This window comes from Streptomyces sp. NPDC029014, assembly GCF_055564695.1.
The window spans coordinates 37,597-56,536 of record NZ_JBVHVT010000049.1; the positions used below are offsets into that span (position 1 = coordinate 37,597).

Consider the following 18,940-nt stretch of genomic DNA (forward strand, 5'->3'; position numbering starts at 1 on the left):
GCGTGGTGACCACGGCTCCGCTGTGCGTACCGCCCGGCCCCGCCGGGGCCGGGCGGTACGGCAACCGGCTCGCCTACGAGCGTGACCCCCTCGGCTTCCTGCTGGACCAGCAGCAGTACGGCGACCTGGTCCGCTTCGACGACGACCTGTACCTCGTCAACTCGCCCCACCTCGCGGAAACCGTCCTCAAGCACACCAACACCGCCTACACCATCAGCCGTGACCTGCTGGGCGAGGAGACCGACGGCGGCCGCGCCTCGGAGGACCTGGCCCACTGGATGCGCGCCCGCAGTCTGGCGGGACGCGGACTGAACCGGAGCAGTCTGCGCGCCGCCGGTGACCGCCTCGCCTCGACGGCGGTCCGGCACGCCGAATCCTGGAACGCCCGCGGCAGGATCGACGCGGTCCCCGCGCTGGAGGAACTCAGCGCCGACCTGATCGCCGAGTTCTGCCTGGGACCGGAGACCGGCCGGGTCCCCGACCTGGTGGCCCGCCTGCAGGACGCCCGGCTGCCCGGCGCCCTGCCCGTCCCCGCCCGCTGGTCGCTGCGCAGACGGCGGCTCCACCGCGTCGGCCGCGACCTGGCCGCCGAGGTGTCCCGCCTGGTCCTCCGGCGTGGCCGCACGCGCCGGGAGGACTCCCCCGCAGTGATCGCGGACCTCCTCGTCACCGCGTGCGACGAAGGCGCCCTCACCCATGAGGGAGCGGTCAGCATCGTCGTCGCCAACCTGTTCGCCGCCCACGAGACCACCGCCGCCGCGCTGGCCTGGCTCTTCCTCGTCCTCGACCAACATCCGCAGGTGCAGCGGCAGGTCCTGGCCGAGGCCGGCCGGGAACTCGACGGCGGGCTGCGCCTCCCGACCGCGGCCGACCTGCCCCGGCTGGCCGTGACCGAAGGCGTCGTGAAGGAGACGCTCCGCCTCTATCCCCCGCTGTGGTTCCTGGAACGGACCGTCGACCAGCCCACCGAGCTCGCCGGCTACCCGCTGCGTCCCGGCCAGCGCGTCGCCGTCAGCCCCTTCGTGCTCCACCGGGACCCGCGGCACTACGACCGGCCGACGGAGTTCCGCCCCGACCGCTGGATCGACCGTCCCGCCGACAACCCCCTGCCCAAGTACGCCTTCATGCCCTTCGGCGGCGGACCGCGGACCTGCCTCGGGGCGCACTTCGCCAGCGTCGCCATGATCGTCACCGCGGCTGCCCTGACCAGCCGCTACCGCCTCGCCCGGGCCCCGGGCACCACGCCCGTGTTCGGTACGCGGACCATCCTCCAACCCGAAGGCCTGACCCTCGACGTCACCACCCGCGAGGACCTCGCGGTGGCGCCCGGGCGCGGCGGACCCGTGGCTACTGGTAGGGGTTGAAGGGGATGCCGGCCGGCCTGGCCTCGGCCAGGTGCGACGGGAAGGCGTCGTCCCTCAGGCCGAAGTGCGCGCTGCCGAAATCGGCCTGGCTGAGCTTGTCCCGCAGGGTCGGGGGGTAGCCCGACCAGCCGACGAGCGCGGGGAACTGCCAGGCCCGCCTGTGGTTCTCCGGCGGTTCGTCGTTGCTGTTCGCGGCGCGGAAGCAGTGCGTGCTCACGCCGTCCTTGTGGTAGACGATCTTGGGGTGGGTGCCGTCCCAGCGGATCTGGTCGCGGGTGTGGATGACGAAGTCGCCGTGCGCGGACGTGGCGACGTACTTCGCCTCGTTGTTCTGGATCCAGACCACCACGTGCTCCCAGTCGTGGCGGTGGCCGCCGAGGCTGACTCCGGGCAGGGCCTGGTCCTTCTCGAAGTACAGCGCGTACATCACGGCGCACCAGCCGTTGTTGCAGGTCGCCCGCGCGTACCCGTTGGTGTTGTCGAGGTCGGAGGCGTCCCGGCAGCTGCCGTCCAGGGCCCCGGTGGGTTTGAGGCCGCCGTTCAGGGTGCCGTTCGGGCCGATGGCGGGGGTCGGGTAGCAGCCGTCGGTGTCGTAGTCGTAGGCGGGCTGGAAGTTCAGCTCCATGGGGTCGGCGTTGACGGGCAGTGCGGAGGGCGGCGCCGCGAACGCCGTCTGCGGGACGCCGACGAGCAGCGTGAGGGCGGCGCCGACGACCACGAGTGATCTCCGGATGTGACGGTTCGTCCGCAAGGCGGGCCTCCCGGCCGTGGGGGGGGGGTGGGATGGCGCGCCTACGGGCCGGCCACCGTGGGGCGGCTCCGGGCGTGCGCCGGGAGCATCATTGGCGAAGCCGGCCGGTTCGGCAAGGGTCAGGACGTCGAACACCGTCGCTGGAGGGCGAGTTGGTGCGAAGGCGGTCGTGATGGCGCTTCCGGGCGCGCTGGTGACGGTTCGTCACGGGGTGCCGCACCGGGCATGACCGGTCCGCGAACCGCTGCGGGCGGGGCGGCGCTCCGAGGCCCGGTGGAAGGGGTCAGGCGGACGCGCCGGTCATCCGGCGGACGCGCCGAGGACCGCGGTCACGAGGCGACGCGCGGAGGCGGTGTCGAGGCCGTCGGGACGGAAGAGGATGCGGTACATCAGTGGGGCGACGACGTGGTCGATGACCGTCTCGACCCCGGGCGCCTCCTCCCCGCGGTCGGTCGCGCGGGAGAGAATGACGCCGATGTGCTCGGCAGCGTACGCGGAGCACTGCCCGGCATTGGTGCCGTCCGGGTCGCCGAGCAGGGCGTCGCGGATGTAGGAGCGGCCGGTCGGCGAGGACATCTCGTCGAGGAACTGCTCGGCCCAGGCCGTCAGGTCGGCCGCGAGGGTGCCGTGCTCCTTGGGCGCGGTGTCGGGCCTCAGCCGCTCGACCGCCACGTCCGACAGCAGCTCCTGCAGGTCTCCCCAGCGGCGGTAGATCGTCGACGGGGTGACGCCCGCGCGCTGGGCGATCAGCGGCACCGTCAGGGCGTCCCGGCCCAGTTCCGCGGCGAGTTCGCGTACCGCGGTGTGCACCGATGCCTGGACCCGGGCGCTGCGCCCGCCGGGGCGTACCATCTGCCTGCTCACGCGCTCCACCTTAACGCAAAATCATTGCTTCTAGCGCGGTGGCCGCTGGGCGCGGCCCGCGGCTCGGGCCCGGCCGAACGGGCCGGCGGGCCTGCCGGACCCGAGCTCGTGCTCACGCGGCGTGCGCCGCGGGTTCGCAGGCGGGACCGGTCCGCTCGTACGCCTGGCCGACGCGGAAGAGCACGTCCTCGCCGAAGGGCCGCCCCAGGAGCTGCATGCCGATCGGCATGCCTGCCGCGTCACGGCCGACCGGTACGGACAGGGCCGGTACGCCGGTGATGTTGGCGGGGGACGACAGGCGTACGTAGGCGTCGGAGACGCCCTCGACGGTGCCGTCGGACCAGGTGATCGCCTCCTGGCCGGCCCGCACGGCGGTCGCCGGGACGGCGGGTGCGGCGATCACGTCGACCTCCTGGAACAGGCGGGCCCATTCCTGCCGCATGAGCGTGCGGGAGCGCTGGGCGCGCAGGTAGTCCCCGGCGGGCATCAGTGCGCCGGCCTCCAGCAGGACGCGGACGTCGTCCCGGTAGAGCTCGGGGACGGTGCGCAGGGTGCGTTCGTGGTACGCGGTCGCCTCGGGCACCATCAGGCCCCACTGGGTGGCCTGTACGTAGCGGGTCATCGGGACCTCGACCTCGACGAGGTGTGCGCCGAGGGCCTGGAGGTGGCCGATGGCGTCCCGGACGGCGGCTTCGACCTCGGGGTGGACGTGGTCGAAGTAGTAGGTGCGCGGTACCCCGATCCGCAGGCCGGCGAGGTCCGTTCCCGCGGCCGACCGCCGGTGGTCGACGGCGGGCGCGGCGAGCGAGGCCGGATCGCGCGGGTCCCGTCCCGCCAGGGCTGGCAGGACCAGGGCGGCGTCCCGGACGGTGCGGGTGATCGGTCCGACGTGGTCCAGCGACCAGGACAGGGACGTGACGCCGCGCCGGGAGACGAGGCCGTAGGTCGGCTTGAGGCCGACGACGCCACCCAGTGCGGCGGGTACGCGGATCGACCCGCCGGTGTCGGTGCCCAGGGCGAAGGTCGCGGCGCCCGATGCCACGGCGACGGCGGATCCGCCGCTCGACCCGCCGGCGATCCGGGCGGGGTCCCAGGCGTTGCGGGTCTGCGGGGTCGTCAGGCCGTACGCGAACTCGTGGGTGTGCGTCTTGCCGAGCAGGATCGCGCCGGCGGCCTTCAGTCGTGCGGCGACCGCGCTGTCGACCCGTGCCCGGTGGCCGGTGCGGACCCGGGAGCTGGCGGACGTCGCCGTCCCGGCCACGTCGATCAGGTCCTTCAGGCCCATCGGCACTCCGTGCAGCGGACCGCGGTAGCGGCCTGCCGCGATGTCGCGTTCGGCCCTGCGCGCGGCCGTGCGGGCCTGCTCGGCGGTGACGGTGACGTACGCGTGCAGGCGCGGGTCCACCTGCTCGATCCGTGCCAGGACGGAGTCCGCCAGCTCGACGGGAGACAGGCGCCGGGTGCGGATCGCGTCGGCGGCCGCGGCCAGGGTCAGTTCATACGGCTGCATCGGACTGCTCCTGTTCCACGCGGTAGGCGGGGGCGGGCGGGGTGTCCTCGAAGTCCAGCTCCCGCAGGACCGCGACGACGGAGTGGATGTGACGGGCGACGGCGGCGACCGCGGCGTGCCGGTCGGCGGGCAGCGGGAGGCCGGCGCGGGCGGCCCACGCGGCGGCTTCCGGCGGGGTGAGGTCAGGGGTGGACACGGACTTCCCTTCTCCGGGCTGGAGCGGCGGAGCACCCCAGGAGAACTAAAGCTAAACGTTTGCTTTAGTCGACTGTAGGGATCTAGGCTGCCTAAAAGCAAACCGATTGCGTTTAGCGCCAAGGAGCTTGTCCGTGAACGCCGTTGCACCCCCAGCACCCGCGCCCCGAGCCCACCGGGCCGCCCGTCCGCGGCCGAGCCGCCGTACGGCCTCCTTCGCCCTCAACGCCTCGGTCCTGGCCACCCTCCTCGCGGCGTCCAGCGCGCCGACCCCGCTCTACCCCCACTACCAGGACGCCTGGCAGTTGTCCGCGCTGACCGTCACCGTGGTCTTCAGCGCCTACTCCCTGACGCTGCTGCTGGCCCTGCTCACCACCGGATCGCTCTCCGACCACCTGGGACGACGCCCCGTCCTGGCCGCCGCCCTGGCCCTGGACGCCGTTTCCATGGCGCTGCTGGCCACGGCGGACGGCGCCGGTTCGCTGATCGGCGCCCGGATCCTGCAGGGAGCGGCCACCGGCGCGGCCACCAGCGCTGCGGGAGCGGCCCTCCTCGACCTGGCGGACCCCCTGCGTCCGGGACGCTCCGCCCTGGCCAACAGCATCGCCCCGGTGGCGGGCATGGCCGCCGGCGTCCTGGTCTCCTCCCTCCTCGTCAGCTTCGGCCCCGCCCCCACGGTCAGCGTGTACGCGGTGCCGGCGGTCCTGTTCACCGCGCAGGCCGTCGCGGTCGCCTTCACCGCGGAGACGGCCCGCCCGCACGCCGGCGCCCTGCGCTCGCTGCGCCCGCGGCTCGCCGCGCCGCAGTCGGCCCGCCGCGCCCTCCTGGTGGTCGGCGCCGCCGTCGTCGCCGTCTGGGCGCTGGGCGGCTTCTACTCCTGCCTCGGCCCGGCGCTGGTGCACCTCGTGGCCCCGGCCGCCCCGCGGGCGGTGGGCGGCATGGTGTTCTTCACGCTCACCGCCGCGGCCGCCCTGGCCGTGTGGGCGCTGCGGCGTACGGCCCCGTACGCCGCCGTCGCCGGCGGGAGCCTGGCCGTCGTACCCGCCGGCGCCCTGGCCCTGGGCGGTCTGCACGGCGCGGGCCTGCCCGCCGTCCACGGCGGAGCGGCCCTGGCCGGGATCGCCTTCGGCGCCGTCTCCCAGGGCGCGCTGCGCATGACGCTCACCGGGCTCCCCGAAGACGACCGGGCGGCCACCGTGGCCGCGTACTACGTCCTCAGCTACCTCTCCATGAGCCTGCCCGCCATCGCCGCGGGCGCCGCCACCCAGCGGTACGGACTGGCCACCGCCACGCAGTCCTACGCCGTCGCCGCCGCGCTGATGGCCGTCGCCGCTCTGGGGGCACTCACCGCGGCACGGCGCCGGGAAGCGCGCCGCACGCCCGACGCCCGTCGGTGAGCGGACCGAACCCCCAACTCCCCACCCCGGACTCCGAACTCCGAACTCCGAACTCCGAACTCCGAACTCCGAACTCCGGAACCCGGAACCCGGAACCCGAAACCTGGAACCCGGAACCCGAACGAGCTTCCGTAGCCTTCTCGACGAAGACCGAGGAAACGAGCAGTCATGAGCACTTCGCCGGCCACCCGCCCGACCGCCACCATCCCCACCTGGACCGTGGGCGACGTCACCGTCCACCGCATCGACGAGACCCTCCTGCCGCCCGCCACCGGACCCTGGCTGCTGCCGGACGCCACCCCCGCCGTCGTCGCCGGGCAGGACTGGCTGCGCCCCCACTTCGCAGACGACCAGGGCGTCCTGCACCTCCACAGCCACAGCTTCGCCTTCACCGTCGGCGGGCTGCGCGTCCTCGTGGACACCGGCATCGGCAACGGCAAGGAGCGGGCCAACCCCGCCTGGCACCACCTCGACACCGACTACCTCCAGCGCCTCACCGCCGCCGGGTTCCCCCCGGAGTCGGTCGACCTGGTGGTCCTCACCCACCTGCACGCCGACCACGTCGGCTGGAACACCCGCGCGGTGAACGGCGCATGGGTCCCGACCTTCCCCAACGCCCGGTACCTCACCTCCCGTACGGAGCGGGAGTTCTGGGCCGGCTACGCCATGGAGGAGGCCCGCCGGCAGATGTTCCTGGACTCGGTGGTACCGGTGGAGGAAGCGGGGTTGCTCGACCTCGTCGACGTCCCCGCCGAGGGTGTCGCGGTCGCCCCGAACGTACGGCTGCTCCCCACCCCCGGCCACACCCCCGGCCACGTCGCCGTCGAGCTGACGGACCGCGGCCGGACGGCTCTGATCACGGGCGACTGCATCCACCACCCCGTCCAGCTCGCCCACCCCGCCATCGGCGCCTGCGTCGACATCGACCCCGTGCGGTCCGAGGCCTCGCGCCGCACGCTGCTCGGCTCCCTCGCCGACACCGACGCCCTCGTCCTGGGCACGCACTTCGCGCCGCCGACCGCGGGCCGCGTCGTCTCCCACGACGGCGCCTACCGCCTCGCGCCCGTCCCCGCCGACGCACACTGAGCCCGGCTCGGGGATGTCTCAGGGAAGCGTCCGGGCCTTCCCCGAGGCCCCGGGCACAGCCCCACCATCATGATCGCTCCATGTCGAACGCAACGCGCCACCTGACCTGTTTCACCGTGGGGCCGCTCAGCATGGCGGTCTACGGCACCATCCGCCTCACCGACCCCACGCACGGCCCCGGCCTCGCCTGGGACCTCGGCCATCTCGCGCTGCTGACGGCCGTACTGGCCTTCGTACCGGTGATGTGGACCCTGCGGCGGTGGGCGGAGGCCGGGCGCGGGCCGGCGGCGCGCCTGCTCGCCCGCGCCGCTGTCACCCTGGGTCTGCTCGGGGCGGCTGCAGCGGCGGCGCAGACCGTGATCGACCTGGTGGTCGGGTTCCTCTGCGAGGACCGGGAGGCCATGAACGTCATGTTCGAGGGCGTCAGGAGCCACCCGGGGGTGACGCCCGCCGTCTACACCGTCGGCCCGCTGCTCTTCTACGTGGGCCTGGTCCTGCTCACGGTCCAACTGGCGGCCCTGCGGCGGATCCCGGCCTGGCGGCCGCTCGTCGTGGTGGCGGGCATCGCCGTCTCGACGGTGAGCCTGGACCTCCTCCCGCTGGGCGGGCTGTTGCTGCTCCTGGCCCTCGCGCCCCTGGGCCGGCGCCCCGCGCTCATCCCGGTATGAGCGCGTCCCACTCGTCCCGGGTCGGGCCGTCGGGCTCCGGCGAGAAGTCCGGGCGGGCGGCCAGCCATGCGGTGACGTGCCGCTCCACCTCGTCGGTGCCGTAGGCGTCGTCGGCCGGTCGTACGAGATGCCGTACCTGGGCGCGGGCCCTCATGACGACGGGATCGTCGAAGGCGCAGGCGGCCAGGGCGGCAGCCCGCCGATCCGACGGGCTTGCGCCCTCGGCGAGGCGCCGCCCGGTGGAGCGGTCGGCCGCCACCTGCGCGTCGAACCAGGGGCGGAGGGTCTGCACCGTCCAGGCGTGGTAGCCGGTCGGGTCCGCAGCGATCTCGTCGACACGGCTGGCGAGGTGCTGGGCGGCGCGCAGGCCGAGGGACGCGCCGTGGCCCGAGGTGGGGTTGGTGTGGATGAGGCTGTCCCCGGCGTTGACCAGGCCGGTGACGACGGGTCCCTCGTCGTCGGCGAGGGCGGTCCAGCGGTTGTCCAGGCCGGCCATCGCGAGGACGGGCGACTGGGGTTCGGGGGCCAGGTCGAGCCAGGCGGCGCTGGCGGGGAAGAGGCGGGCGGCGGCCTCGAACACGGCGGGGTCGGTGAGCGCGCCGCGGCTCGGATCGTCCGTGGTGACGACCAGGTTCACCGCGAAGGTGTCGTTGTCGGAGGGGAAGACGCCGCCGAACGCGAAGGGGGCCGCCGAGCCGGGTTTCACCCGCCCGGGGTCGCGCGGGCCGTCGGTGCGCAGGCGGTACCAGCGGCAGAGGTAGGCGAGCCGGGTGCGGTGGCTGTCGACGACGGGCGGGCGGCAGCCGGCCGCGGTCAGCCAGGCGGGAACCGGCGAGCGGCGACCGGCCGCGTCGACGACGAGGTCCGCCCGGTGCACGTCCCCGCCCACCTGTACGCCGGTGACGCGGGCCGGCCGGCCCTCCCGGAGGGCGAGGCCGCTCACCCGGCAGCCCCGCCGCACGTCAACGGTGCGTTCCCGCCGCACGGCGGCGGTGAGGGCGGCCTCCAGGACGATGCGGCGGGTGCGCAGGGTCACCAGGTCCTCGTCGCCGGCCCGGTAGGGCGGGTGCTCACCGAACCAGTCGAACTCGTGGTGTTCCCGGGCGCCGCGGGCCAGCAGGTCCGCGTACACGTCGGGTGCCTCGGTGCGCAGCATGGTGCGCACGGGTGCGAGGAGCGAATGGGGTTGGACGGCGTGCGGGACCCGGGGCCTGTCCCAGTGGAAGAAGTCCCGGTTCGGGTCCTCGCCGGCCTCCCGGGCGTCCTGCTCGAACAACGTGACCGTGTGGCCCCGCCGGCCGAGCACGAGGGCCGTCGCCGAACCGCTGATACCCCCACCGATCACTGCAACCCGCGCCACTGAACTCCCCTTCGCGTCGTGTTGCGGGATGATCTTACTGCCCGGCCCTCTGCCCCCGGTGCCCGGGGTCGAGTCCGACTCGGCCGATTCCGCGGGGAGTTGAGGGCGCGATCGGTGGTCCTCCCGCACGCATCATGACGTCGGCACGGGCATGAGTGGCCGCGGGTCCCGAGCCCGGCGGTGCCGGTGCGGTCCAGTCTGCGCAGCAGGAACGGCATCAGGAGGCGCTGCTGCACGCGCGCGTACGCCATCACGAGGCGCGCGAACCGGCTGTAGGTCATCTCCCGGATGTCGGCGTCCAGCCTGAGCAGGTCCTCCTCGGCCCCGCTCTCGTACCCGGACCGGATGACCCCCCTGTGGACCATGACCAGGACGGCCTTCGCCCGGCGGCGGTAGAAGGACATCACGCGCTCGTCGTGGGCCAGGTCCAGGAGCAGGCGCGGCGCGCGGGGGTCGCCGAGTTCGGCGAGGAGCCGGGCGGCTTTGACCCGTACGAAGGAACGCACGAGCCGGTCCACCTCGGTCGGGGCCGGTCCCCTGACCGGTCGGACGAGTTCCGTCAGGACGGGTTTGGCCCGCGAGTCCCCCAGCCGTGCGAGCGCATGGGCGGCGTTGACGCGGGAGACGGGGTCGAGGGACCGGTCGCGGGCCATGTCCGCGAGGATCCGCAGCGCGCGCCGGTCGTCGAGCCGTACCCCCATCAGGCGGGCCGCGAGCGCGCGCCCGGAGCCGTCGAAGCGGGGGTCCTTCGCGAGGGAGAGGAGCAGCTCGCCGGCGCCCGGATGCCCGAGCTGGGCGAGGGCCCCGGCCGCGTGGGCGCGGGCCAGCGGGTGCACTGCGACGGCGTGGGCCAGTTCCAGCAGCAGTTTGGTGCCGCGCTCGTCGCCGCCCTCGGCGAGCCGGAGCGCGGCCTGCACCCGGGCGACCCCGTTGTACAGGCGCAGCATCTGCGGAGCCACCAGGGTGCTGCGGGTGAAGGCCAGCGGCGCGACGCCCCCGGCGTCCTCGTCCTCGGCGATCCGCACGAGGAGTTCCTGGGCCCGCTCGTCGTCGAGGTCGGCCAGTGCCATGACCGCGCTCAGGCCGTCGCGCAGGCGGCTCGGCCGGGAGGCCAGCGCGACGAGCGCCGAGGCCGTCCGCTCGGCGACCCCCGGCGGCAGCCGCGTGCCCAGCCGGGCCTGTGCGGCGATGAACTGCAGGTCGGGAAGGCCGGCGTCGGTCGCGGCGGCCAGCCGGTGCAGGGCCCGGGCGCCCGCCGGGTCGTCGGACGCCGCGTCGAGCAGGAAGCCCACGTACGACATCTGGGCGGTACGCAGCTCCAGCCGGGCGCGCCGCCTGCCGGGCGGTTCGGGGCGGCGGGTGCCGACGAACCGCCGCAGCTCCGACCGGAGCCGACCGGGATCGGCGGCGACGGCCTGCGCCGCGAAGTACTCGGCGAGGGTCTGGTGGAGGAACGTGAAACCGGACTCGTCCTGGGTGAACAGGCCGCTGTGCCGCAGCAGGTCCGCGAGGAACCGGCGCCACGTCTCCTCCAGTACGGGATCGGGTCCGGAATCGGGCCGTGCGGCCTCCGGGAGGCCGAGGAGAGCGGCGAGGACGTCGCGTTGCTCACCGGGGCGGGTCCGTGGCCGGCCCACGTGCCGGGCGGCGAGGCGGGAGACGAGCGGGAAGAACCCCTCGGCCGTCTCCCGTGCCCGGTCGAGCACCTTGGTGCCGTAGCGTTCCAGGGCCTGGCGGGTCTGCTCCTGGATCCCGGACAGGCCGGCGGAGTAGTGCCGGTCGGCGAGGGCGCCGACGAAACGCCGGTACAGATCGCCGCGGTGCGCGGGCAGCGGCTGCTCCGGCTCGGCGGGACCGAGGGCGCACAGGATGGCCGCCATCAGCGGGACGCTACCGAGGCCGGCCGCGGGCGAGGCCGTGGCCGTGGCGGTGGCCGTGGCCGTGGCGGTGTAGGCAAGCCGGTCCGCCGCTCGTTCGGGCGCGGGCCGCCCGGCGGCACGGAACCACTTGACGGCGAGGGAACGGAACTCCGACTGGTCGAACGGGCGCAGTTCGAGGACCGGCGTGTCCTCGCCGAGGACGCCGAGCTCCGCCTCGGGCAGCGGACGGGTGGCGACCACGAAGCGGAACGGACTGCCGGCGGTTGCGGGCCTGGTGGGGCCGGTGGTCCCGCTGCGCCCCGCGTGGCCGGCCAGGGTCTGCAACACCCTGCGCCTGCAGTCCGGCAGGAGGATCTCGTCCAGCCCGTCCACCATCACGAGCCACGGCACGCCCGGTTCCGCCTCCGAACGGAACACTTCGGGGTCGGGTCCTTCGAGCAGCCCGAACCGGCTCAGGTCGCGGGTGACCGCGCGGGCGAGCACCTGCGGCAGCGGCTCCTCCTGAAGCAGGTCGGTGGCCCGCAGCAGGACCGGTAGGGCGCGCGCATCCGCTCCTGCGTGCGCGTCCGCGGTCCTGCCCGCCCCGGCGTCCGCTCCGGCCAGGTGGCGGCCGGCTGCCGTGGCGAGCGTCATGCGCAGGAAGGTCGTCTTGCCGCCGCCCGGTCCGGCGGTCAGGACGGTGACCCGCGCCGCCCGACCGCCGGAGCCTGCGATCCGGTGCACGGCCTCCTCGGCGGAGAGCTCCTGCGGCGTGACCCGGTCGACGGCGCCACCGGCGGCGGCGCCGACGCCCCTGCCGAGGGCGCGCACGCGGGCCCGCTGGGCGAGGTAGATGTCGGCCAGCGGGGGCGCACCGGGCCCGCTGGCGCCGCCGACGTACGGGTGTTCCCGGGTCGAGGCCAGGGCCGCGCTCAGGTAGTCGTGGACCTGTTGGGCGTGCGCGTCGGCGGGCGCCAGCCCCGCCGGGTCGGCCGGGAGGCCGATCAGGCGGTGCAGGGCGCCGTGCTCGGCGTCGGTGAGGATCCCGTACCAGCGGTCGACCCGGCTGGCGGTCAGCGTTCCCGCACCGTCGGTGGGCCGGTGCTCGCTGACGATGCCGATGAGGCAGCCGCCGCTCCACACCGCCGACCCGGACATGCCCTCCCAGGGCGACGGCGCACGGTCGTGGGCACGACCGGCGCCCCGGTCGGCAACGGGGTCGGTCCCGGGCGGGTCGACGATCAGCTCCAGCGTGCCCTCGCGCCGCCCCGACAGGGCGACCGCGCATCCGTGGGCGTGACGGGTGTCGCGGTACTCGAACTCCGCGCCGTCCGGTCCCACCGCGTGCCGCAGCTTGAAGCGCGGGAAGCCGACTGCCTCGCACGGCGCCGAGCGGCGGCCCAGCCGCCCGTACTGGACGGCGCCGGCCGCCTGCGGGGCCAGGTCCTCCGCGTCCGTGGTGGGATGCAGCGCGAGCACCGCGATGTCGAGCCGCCGGTGCAGGAAGGCCGTCTCGGCGTCGACGTCCGTGATCCCGCCCCGGCCGTCGACGAAGCGGACCAGCAGGTCCCGGGCGTCGTCCACGACGTGCGCGGCGGTCAGCACGTGCCCGGGCCCGACCCGGTAGCCGGAGCCCCGTTTGCCGCTGCCGTTCCGGCGCGTGGAAACGATCTGCACGGCCCGCCGCTCGTCCAGCCCCGCCGACGGGGCGAGTGGGCGGCTACTGCTCAATCGATCCCGCCCGGCCGGACACGAAGGCACTGGTCCGCACGCCGGCCACGTCGACGGTCGGCTGCAGGGACAGCTTCACGCGCTGGACCGCGTCGCTGCGCACGGACCCGTCGACCCCGAGGTCCACGACCCAGAACTTGACCTTGCCGTGCCCGCCGGCCTTCCTCTCCAGCGCGAGCGACACCTCCAGCTCGATCGCCCCCAGCTCGAACTGCAGGTCCTTCCCCTGCGCTTCGGCGATCGACAGCTCCAGCTCTTCCCGCAGCTCCTTGATCACGGTCGACAGCTCGATCACGCGGCATCCCCCTCGGCCCGACTCGCACACGAATGGACACACGGCACAGGGCGTACTCACGCCCGGTCCGGTCCTCGTACGCTGTCACCGTACTCATCGCCAACCGCCCGCGTACGGCGGTCGGTTGAATGACCGCCGGATCCGGTCATCCCCGTGCCCGGAACGAGGGTCCGCACGGCGAGCACACGACTGATGGGCTTGACGAACTCCTCCCGTGCCACGGCGAGGAGGCGGGCCGGCACCTCGCCGACCAGCAGCCCGGTCACGTAGGCGCGGGCCTCCGCGGGCGACAGCGCGGGCAGTTTCCAGCGCAGGACCCGGGCGGCGGCCGTGCGGTCGCCCCCTGCCCCTGCGGCGCGCAGTTCGTCGTGCAGGTCGTCCACTGCGGTGCGGCGGACGGGCAGTCCGCGGATGCGGCTGCGGTAGTCGTCCTCCCATGCTCCGGTGACGGCGGAGACCGCTCCGATGCAGTGCAGTCCGCCGTCGAGCCGGTCGACCAGGTACGGGCCGTGACCGACGAGCATCGTGTGCCGGTCGCGGGTGCGGGCGTAGTCCTCGGACTGGACGGTGACCAGCCATACGAGTTCGTGCTCTGCGACGTCCACCACGACCATGCGCCGCGGCTGCCCGACGCCCCGGGCAGCCCTCGCCCGGCGCTCGCGCGCCAGCTCTTCCTCGACGATCCGTACCGCCTCGTTCCGTCCGATCACGACTGCAGGATCACCGCAACGGCTGGCCGCCGCCAGCGCTTTTCCGCCAGGGCCCTGCCGTCGACGGCCCGGTCGCCCGTGCCGTCGGCCGTCACGGCGGCGGGCGGAAGCCGTTGAAGAGGTCGTCCATGCCGCGCAGGGCCAGACGGTCGGGTGTGGCGCGGACCGCGAGATCGCGGGCGGCCACCGCGAGGGGGTTGCGGAGGGCGCCGAGGCGCCCGACGCGTCGGGCGCGGACGCGGACGGCATCGGTGCGGTCGCGGCGGGCGGCGGTGTACGCGGCGAGGGCGGCGGGGACGGGGTCGGCGCCGTCCGGGGGGAGGAGGCCGGCGAGGACCACCGCGTCCTCGACGGCCTGGCACCCGCCCTGGCCGAGGTTGGGCGCCATGGCGTGGGCGGCGTCGCCGAGCCAGGCGATGCGGCCGTGGTGCAGGGCGGGGAGCGGGGCGGCCAGGTCGTAGAGGTCGTTCTGGAGGACGTCGGCGGGGTCGAGGCGGTCGATGCGGTCCAGCAGGGCGGGTATCGGGTCGTGCCACGAGCCGAAGAGGTCGCGGAGTTCGGCTCGGGGGTCGGCGGACCGGGTGCCGGGCGGGACGAGCGCGGTGGCGTAGAGGTAGAAGCGGCCGTCGGAGAGCGGGGTCACGCCGAACCGCTGCCCCCGCCCCCAGGTCTCGCTCATGGCCGCTATCGGCAGGTCCGGCGCGTCGACGAGGGTTCGCCACGCGGTCTCGCCGATGTAGTGCAGGCCGGGGTGGGCGGGGAAGTGGGCGTGGCGCAGCGGGCTGCGGATGCCGTCGGCGGCGACGACCAGATCGGCGGGGAGGTCCTCGCCCGCCGCCGTACGGACGGTCGGGCTGCCCGCGGGGTCGACGACGGCGGTCACGGCGCTGCCGTAGCGGACGGCACCCGCCGGCAGGGCCGCGGCCAGGGCGGCGGTGAAGGCCGGTCGCGGGACGGCGATCGGGGCCACGCCGTAGCGGGCCGCCATGTCCGCGGTGCCGACGCGGGTGAGCCACCGGCCGTCGGAGCGGCGCACCCCCATCGTCTCGGGTACGGCGCTGCCGGCGGCGTGGGCGGCGTCGACGCCGATGGCGTCCAGTGCGCGCAGGGCATTGGGGGCGAGGCCGATGCCGGCGCCGGTGAGGGGCGGTGCGGGGGCCCGTTCGCAGACGGTGACGTGCCAGCCGCGGCGGTGCAGGGCGATGGCGGCCGTCAGACCGCCGATTCCGGCCCCGACCACGACGGCGCGACGGTTCGCCATGAACACCCCTTCGTCCGGGTCGGGCACCCGCTCCGGCTGCGGAGCCCCACTCTACGGCTGTGGAGCGGGAGCGGGAGCGCGGGCGGCGACTCGGGGCCGGACCCCCGCCCGGCCCCCGTCGGTACCGGGCGGGCGGTCCGGACGGGCTTCAGCAGCGCGGGCAGGCCTCCCGGATGACGCGCCAGTTGAACGAGCGCGTGCCCGTCTGCCCGATGCTGTCCCTGATGGTGACGGTCACGACGCGGGTGCCGGTGCTGCGGACCACTCCGGAGATCAGACCGGTCGTGGCGTTGATCGACGTACCCGCGTGCAGGTTGACGGCCGAGAAGGTGTACGGGGGCACGCCTCCCATGCCGATCATCTGCTCGCGGACGCTGTCGTACTGGTAGTCGGTGCGGTCGCCCGAGCCGACCACGATCGGCTTGTCCAGCACGGTACCGGCCATCGGGGCGACGGGCTGCGCGGCGCCGGCCGTGTCGGCGGCCGCGACCGCCGGGGCCACGGGCGCGGCCAACAGGGCGCCGATACCGAGGGCCAGGGCCGCCAGCCGGCGGGGGGCGCGGACGCGGACGCGCGGGGACGCTGTCAACGTGACCTCCGAACTCGTCGGGAGGCGCGCGGCGTTCCGGTGCGATTCCCGGACACCGCGGCCAGCCGCATGGGTGTAGGTGTTCGAGGTGCGGTGGAGCGGACGAATCCTAGGTGGGGACGGCCCGGAAGTCGACAGGACCTCTGGGACGCCGCCCCGGTACGGGCGACGGCCTGCGCGACCCGGGAACGGGGCGCGGTCGGGACGGGTGGCACACCTCCGTGGCCGGCGGCCCGATCGGCGGTAGGGTGCCGCCCGTGTCCGAGCATCAGCGCGACCTCGTCGGCTACGGTGCCGAGCCGCCGCACGCCGCGTGGCCCGGCAGCGCCCGCGTCGCCGTCAGCCTCGTCCTCAACTACGAGGAGGGCGGCGAGCAGAACGTCCTCGACGGCGACCCCGCGTCGGAGGGCTTCCTCCACGAACTCGTCGGCGTGCCGCCCGTGGTGGGCGGGCGGGACCTGAACGCCGAGTCGATGTTCGCCTACGGTTCGCGCGCCGGGTTCTGGCGGATCCACCGCGCGCTCGCGGTGCACGGCGCCCCGCTCACCGTCTACGCCGTGGGGCAGGCGCTCGCCCGCAATCCGGACGTGGCGCGGACGATGGGCGCCGCCGGCTGGGAGGTGGCGAGCCATGGCTGGCGCTGGATCGACTACCGGCACGTGCCCGAGGAAGCGGAGCGCGCCGACATCGCGCGCTCGATCGCGACGATCGAGCGGCTGGTCGGGCGGCGGCCCGTCGGCTGGTACACCGGCCGGACCAGCCCCCACACGCGGCGCCTCGTCGCCGAGGAGGGCGGCTTCCTCTACGATTCCGACGACTACTCGGACGACCTGCCGTTCTACGTCGAGGCGGCCGGCCGCCCGCACCTCGTGGTGCCGTACACCCTGGACGCGAACGACTTCAAGTTCCTGACCGTCCACGGCTTCACCACCGCCGACGACCTGCTCGCCTACCTCGTCGACACGTTCGACGCCCTCCACGCCGAAGGCGCCGACCGCCCGCGCATGATGAGCGTCGGCATGCACTGCCGGATCATCGGCCGGCCCGGCCGCATCCGCGCGCTCGACGGATTCCTGAGGCACGTCGCGCAGCTCGGCGGGGCGTGGGTGGCCACGCGCGAGCAGATCGCGCGCCACTGGCTCGCCACGCACCCGCCGGGGCGCTGACCGCGCGACCGCGCGGTGGGACGTTCCCCCGCACGGGGGCCACCGCGCCGCCGACCGGGCCGACGGCTACGTCACCTTCCGCAGCTCGTACAGGTCGCGGGCGTCCGGATCGCCGACGAAGTGGTACAGCTCCAGGTCTCCGGCCCTGCCGGCCACCCTCCATTCGGGCAGCGGGCAGCCCGCGACGCGGACGTCGACGCGTTGGCCCCAGGTGTTGCGCCGTCCGGGCGTGAAGGTCCACGTGCCCTGCCCCGAGCAACGCGGCACCGGGTCGAAGTACCTGTCGCCGGGCCGGAACTGGTTGATGCCGTGGACCGTCACCCGGCCGTCCGCCTCGAAGGTCAGGCTGCCGCTCGTCGCGTCCTGCCACACTCCGACCACGGACGCCGCGGTGATCAACGGGGGACGGTACCTCGGCAGGACGTCCGTCCAGAGCCCGAAGGTGCCGAGGAGGCCGGTCCCCACGACGACCGCCGTGCCGCGCACCGCCACCAGGCCGAACAGCCCCTCCCGTCGCGGGCGGCCGAGCAGGGCGGCCACGGACAGGACGGCGGTGGCCACCGCCCAGGTCACCCACACGGTGGATCTTTCCATGCCTCCGGCCAGTCCCGCGACCGCGAGGGGCGCCAGCAGCGCGCCCACCGTCACCGGCACCCGACCCCACGGGTTCCGGCCGCCCAGCAGGCGCCCGAGGAGGTCGGCGAGCGCCACCGCGGGCAGCACGACCACGAGCGAGAGCAGCAGCGCCACGACCGCGACCACGCAGGTGAGGGTCAGCACCGCCTGGGCGGCCTGGAGGTACTCCACCTTGAAGTAGGGCTCCCGCGTCAGGGCGTACAGCACGCCGATCACCGTCGCGAGCATCGCCTCCAGGACCAGTACCAGGGCCGAGACCGCGAGCAACCGACCGAAGGACCGCTTCGTCTCCACGGCCTTTCCCCCCTTGTGGCGCGTCGAAGGACGCCACGCCCCCGCCCGTGCGCAGGGCGCCGCGCACACCCTCATACTGCCACCCGGTCTGAACGTGTTCAATTCCCGGGTGGGGGTTCCGATGCGCCGGGACTACCCCTCCTTGCCGCCGCCTTCGGCGAGCGTGTGTGCGACCAGGGCGTTCGCGTGGCCGTGCCCCAGGCCGTGCTCGGACTTGAGCCAGGAGACGAGCTCCATGTGCCGGGTCAGCGGCGAGGAACGGATGAGGTCCTTCCACTCCGCGATCGGCCGGCCGTACTTCTTCTCGATCGAGGGGAAGTAACTGGCGGGACCCTTCACTGCGTCGGTCATCGGACGCTCCTTTTCGCTCATTGGATGATCTTGTTTGGTCGTCATGGTGCGGGACGGGGCGGGGCGCGGCTAGCGGTCGGTCGCATCAGCGAGCAGACGGGCCGTCATCGCGGCCAGCCAGACGAGGCCGAGCCCCGCACCGGCGGTGAAGGCGAGCACCGTGGCGGAGGAGCCCGCGAACCCGGCGAGGACGCCGAGGGGTGCGAGACGGGAGCCCACCGACCAGCCGCGGTGCCCTCTCGCGGCGAGCGGGCGGGCCAGCACGAGGAAGGCCGCGCACAGCGCGAGGTAGCCGACCATGCCGCCGACCATGTGTACGGCGCCGTGCGCACTCAGCGCTGCGGCATCGGGTGCGCCGGCCGGGAACCCGGCACCGGCGTCGGCCGGGAAGGCCGCGGCCGCCAGGAACGAGGCGCCGAACACGCCGATCAGGACCGGGCCCCACGTCCGACCGGCCCCTCCCCGGCGGAGCGTGCGGCGCAGCCCGATCGAGCCGGCGATGAGGAGGGCCCCGGTGAGCAGGAAGTTCGCCGTCTGGATCCAGCCGGGGCCGCCGAGGGCGAGTTGGCTGATCGCATTGCGGGTGAAGTCGAAGCCGTCCCGTGCGAGCCCCTGCGCCCCGCCCGCGCCGAGGAACAGCGGACCCGCCACCAGACCGCCGGCCAGGAGGATCCGCGTCGCCCGGGGAGCGGGCTGCGCAGGGTGCGCTCCGGCACGGTTGACGGGTGGGGCGTTGAGCGTCCGGGCCATGGGTTTTCCCTCCTCGTGCGCCGCCCTCGGAAGACGGGCTTCATGGCGCTCGCGTGGTGTCGAGGGGTGGACCCGGGCGGGGGCGCGATCTCATCGGCCGGGC

General features: G+C 74.5%; 18 protein-coding genes. 5 read left to right on the forward strand and 13 right to left on the reverse strand.

All coding sequences use genetic code 11. From position 1 onward, the window contains the following. Positions 1 to 2: 2 nt before the first annotated feature. Positions 3 to 1,364, forward strand: a complete 1,362-nt coding sequence (locus tag ACZ4VL_RS25385) for a cytochrome P450 (RefSeq protein WP_468204153.1) — start codon at positions 3 to 5, stop codon at positions 1,362 to 1,364. Here ACZ4VL_RS25385 and ACZ4VL_RS25390 read toward each other — a convergent pair. The 4 genes from ACZ4VL_RS25390 to ACZ4VL_RS25405 form a co-directional block, all read right to left on the reverse strand. After that, positions 1,348 to 2,115: an NPP1 family protein gene (locus ACZ4VL_RS25390; RefSeq protein ID WP_468204155.1), complete on the reverse strand. Its 768-nt coding sequence runs from the start codon at positions 2,113 to 2,115 to the stop codon at positions 1,348 to 1,350. The two genes, ACZ4VL_RS25385 and ACZ4VL_RS25390, sit on opposite strands and share 17 nt — an antisense overlap. Before the next feature lie 300 nt (positions 2,116 to 2,415). Next, positions 2,416 to 2,967, reverse strand: coding sequence for a TetR/AcrR family transcriptional regulator (locus ACZ4VL_RS25395; protein WP_468204212.1), 552 nt, complete (start codon positions 2,965 to 2,967; stop codon positions 2,416 to 2,418). 124 nt (positions 2,968 to 3,091) lie between these two features. Then, positions 3,092 to 4,489: an amidase gene (locus ACZ4VL_RS25400; protein WP_468204158.1), complete on the reverse strand. Its 1,398-nt coding sequence runs from the start codon at positions 4,487 to 4,489 to the stop codon at positions 3,092 to 3,094. After that, the gene (locus tag ACZ4VL_RS25405) at positions 4,476 to 4,685 is read right to left on the reverse strand and encodes a hypothetical protein (RefSeq protein ID WP_468204160.1); all 210 of its coding nucleotides are present in this window, start codon (positions 4,683 to 4,685) and stop codon (positions 4,476 to 4,478) included. Before ACZ4VL_RS25405 ends, ACZ4VL_RS25400 begins: the two co-directional genes overlap by 14 nt. 133 nt (positions 4,686 to 4,818) lie before the next feature. On the opposite strand from ACZ4VL_RS25405, the gene ACZ4VL_RS25410 reads away from it, so the two are divergent. From ACZ4VL_RS25410 to ACZ4VL_RS25420, 3 genes are all read left to right on the forward strand, one after another. Beyond that, a complete protein-coding gene (locus tag ACZ4VL_RS25410) occupies positions 4,819 to 6,081 on the forward strand; it encodes an MFS transporter (protein WP_468204163.1) in 1,263 nt (420 codons plus the stop codon). Positions 6,082 to 6,249: 168 nt separating this feature from the next. Further along, positions 6,250 to 7,167: an MBL fold metallo-hydrolase gene (locus tag ACZ4VL_RS25415; protein ID WP_468204165.1), complete on the forward strand. Its 918-nt coding sequence runs from the start codon at positions 6,250 to 6,252 to the stop codon at positions 7,165 to 7,167. A gap of 80 nt (positions 7,168 to 7,247) precedes the next feature. Then, entirely contained in the window at positions 7,248 to 7,835 is a 588-nt protein-coding gene (locus ACZ4VL_RS25420; RefSeq protein WP_468204167.1) for a hypothetical protein, read from the forward strand. Here ACZ4VL_RS25420 and ACZ4VL_RS25425 read toward each other — a convergent pair. From ACZ4VL_RS25425 to ACZ4VL_RS25450, 6 genes are all read right to left on the reverse strand, one after another. Further along, positions 7,822 to 9,195 (reverse strand): NAD(P)/FAD-dependent oxidoreductase, encoded by a 1,374-nt coding sequence (locus tag ACZ4VL_RS25425; RefSeq protein ID WP_468204169.1) that lies wholly within the window; start codon positions 9,193 to 9,195, stop codon positions 7,822 to 7,824. The genes ACZ4VL_RS25420 and ACZ4VL_RS25425 overlap by 14 nt on opposite strands. Beyond that, complete coding sequence (locus tag ACZ4VL_RS25430) at positions 9,177 to 12,785, reverse strand: trypsin-like peptidase domain-containing protein (RefSeq protein ID WP_468204171.1); 3,609 nt, start codon at positions 12,783 to 12,785, stop codon at positions 9,177 to 9,179. The genes ACZ4VL_RS25425 and ACZ4VL_RS25430 overlap by 19 nt, the downstream gene beginning before the upstream one ends. Continuing rightward, complete coding sequence (locus ACZ4VL_RS25435) at positions 12,775 to 13,080, reverse strand: trypco2 family protein (RefSeq protein WP_468204174.1); 306 nt, start codon at positions 13,078 to 13,080, stop codon at positions 12,775 to 12,777. The genes ACZ4VL_RS25430 and ACZ4VL_RS25435 overlap by 11 nt, the downstream gene beginning before the upstream one ends. A 56-nt stretch (positions 13,081 to 13,136) precedes the next feature. Then, positions 13,137 to 13,790: a YrhB domain-containing protein gene (locus ACZ4VL_RS25440; RefSeq protein WP_468204176.1), complete on the reverse strand. Its 654-nt coding sequence runs from the start codon at positions 13,788 to 13,790 to the stop codon at positions 13,137 to 13,139. Between the two features lie 91 nt (positions 13,791 to 13,881). Continuing rightward, positions 13,882 to 15,051, reverse strand: coding sequence for an FAD-dependent oxidoreductase (locus ACZ4VL_RS25445; protein WP_468204178.1), 1,170 nt, complete (start codon positions 15,049 to 15,051; stop codon positions 13,882 to 13,884). A gap of 148 nt (positions 15,052 to 15,199) precedes the next feature. Then, complete coding sequence (locus ACZ4VL_RS25450; protein ID WP_468204180.1) at positions 15,200 to 15,640, reverse strand: Ig domain-containing protein; 441 nt, start codon at positions 15,638 to 15,640, stop codon at positions 15,200 to 15,202. Positions 15,641 to 15,897: 257 nt separating this feature from the next. Between ACZ4VL_RS25450 and puuE the strand changes: the two genes are divergently transcribed. Then, positions 15,898 to 16,806, forward strand: a complete 909-nt coding sequence (puuE, locus tag ACZ4VL_RS25455; protein ID WP_468204182.1) for an allantoinase PuuE — start codon at positions 15,898 to 15,900, stop codon at positions 16,804 to 16,806. 66 nt (positions 16,807 to 16,872) lie between these two features. On the opposite strand, the gene ACZ4VL_RS25460 is transcribed toward puuE, so the two are convergent. The 3 genes from ACZ4VL_RS25460 to ACZ4VL_RS25470 form a co-directional block, all read right to left on the reverse strand. Continuing rightward, positions 16,873 to 17,736, reverse strand: a complete 864-nt coding sequence (locus ACZ4VL_RS25460) for a hypothetical protein (RefSeq protein WP_468204184.1) — start codon at positions 17,734 to 17,736, stop codon at positions 16,873 to 16,875. Between the two features lie 132 nt (positions 17,737 to 17,868). Beyond that, the gene (locus tag ACZ4VL_RS25465) at positions 17,869 to 18,087 is read right to left on the reverse strand and encodes a DUF4287 domain-containing protein (protein ID WP_468204188.1); all 219 of its coding nucleotides are present in this window, start codon (positions 18,085 to 18,087) and stop codon (positions 17,869 to 17,871) included. A gap of 69 nt (positions 18,088 to 18,156) precedes the next feature. Continuing rightward, the gene (locus tag ACZ4VL_RS25470; RefSeq protein ID WP_468204190.1) at positions 18,157 to 18,837 is read right to left on the reverse strand and encodes a DUF998 domain-containing protein; all 681 of its coding nucleotides are present in this window, start codon (positions 18,835 to 18,837) and stop codon (positions 18,157 to 18,159) included. Between the last annotated feature and the right edge of the window lie 103 nt (positions 18,838 to 18,940).

Excerpts from the sequence above, each read along its gene's own strand:
- ACZ4VL_RS25420 (WP_468204167.1), top strand. The coding sequence starts at position 7,248 with ATGTCGAACGCAACGCGCCACCTGACCTGTTTCACCGTGGGGCCGCTC.
- ACZ4VL_RS25395 (WP_468204212.1), bottom strand. The coding sequence starts at position 2,967 with ATGGTACGCCCCGGCGGGCGCAGCGCCCGGGTCCAGGCATCGGTGCAC.
- ACZ4VL_RS25415 (WP_468204165.1), top strand. The coding sequence starts at position 6,250 with ATGAGCACTTCGCCGGCCACCCGCCCGACCGCCACCATCCCCACCTGG.
- ACZ4VL_RS25465 (WP_468204188.1), bottom strand. The coding sequence starts at position 18,087 with ATGACCGACGCAGTGAAGGGTCCCGCCAGTTACTTCCCCTCGATCGAG.
- ACZ4VL_RS25445 (WP_468204178.1), bottom strand. The coding sequence starts at position 15,051 with ATGGCGAACCGTCGCGCCGTCGTGGTCGGGGCCGGAATCGGCGGTCTG.
- ACZ4VL_RS25400 (WP_468204158.1), bottom strand. The coding sequence starts at position 4,489 with ATGCAGCCGTATGAACTGACCCTGGCCGCGGCCGCCGACGCGATCCGC.
- ACZ4VL_RS25470 (WP_468204190.1), bottom strand. The coding sequence starts at position 18,837 with ATGGCCCGGACGCTCAACGCCCCACCCGTCAACCGTGCCGGAGCGCAC.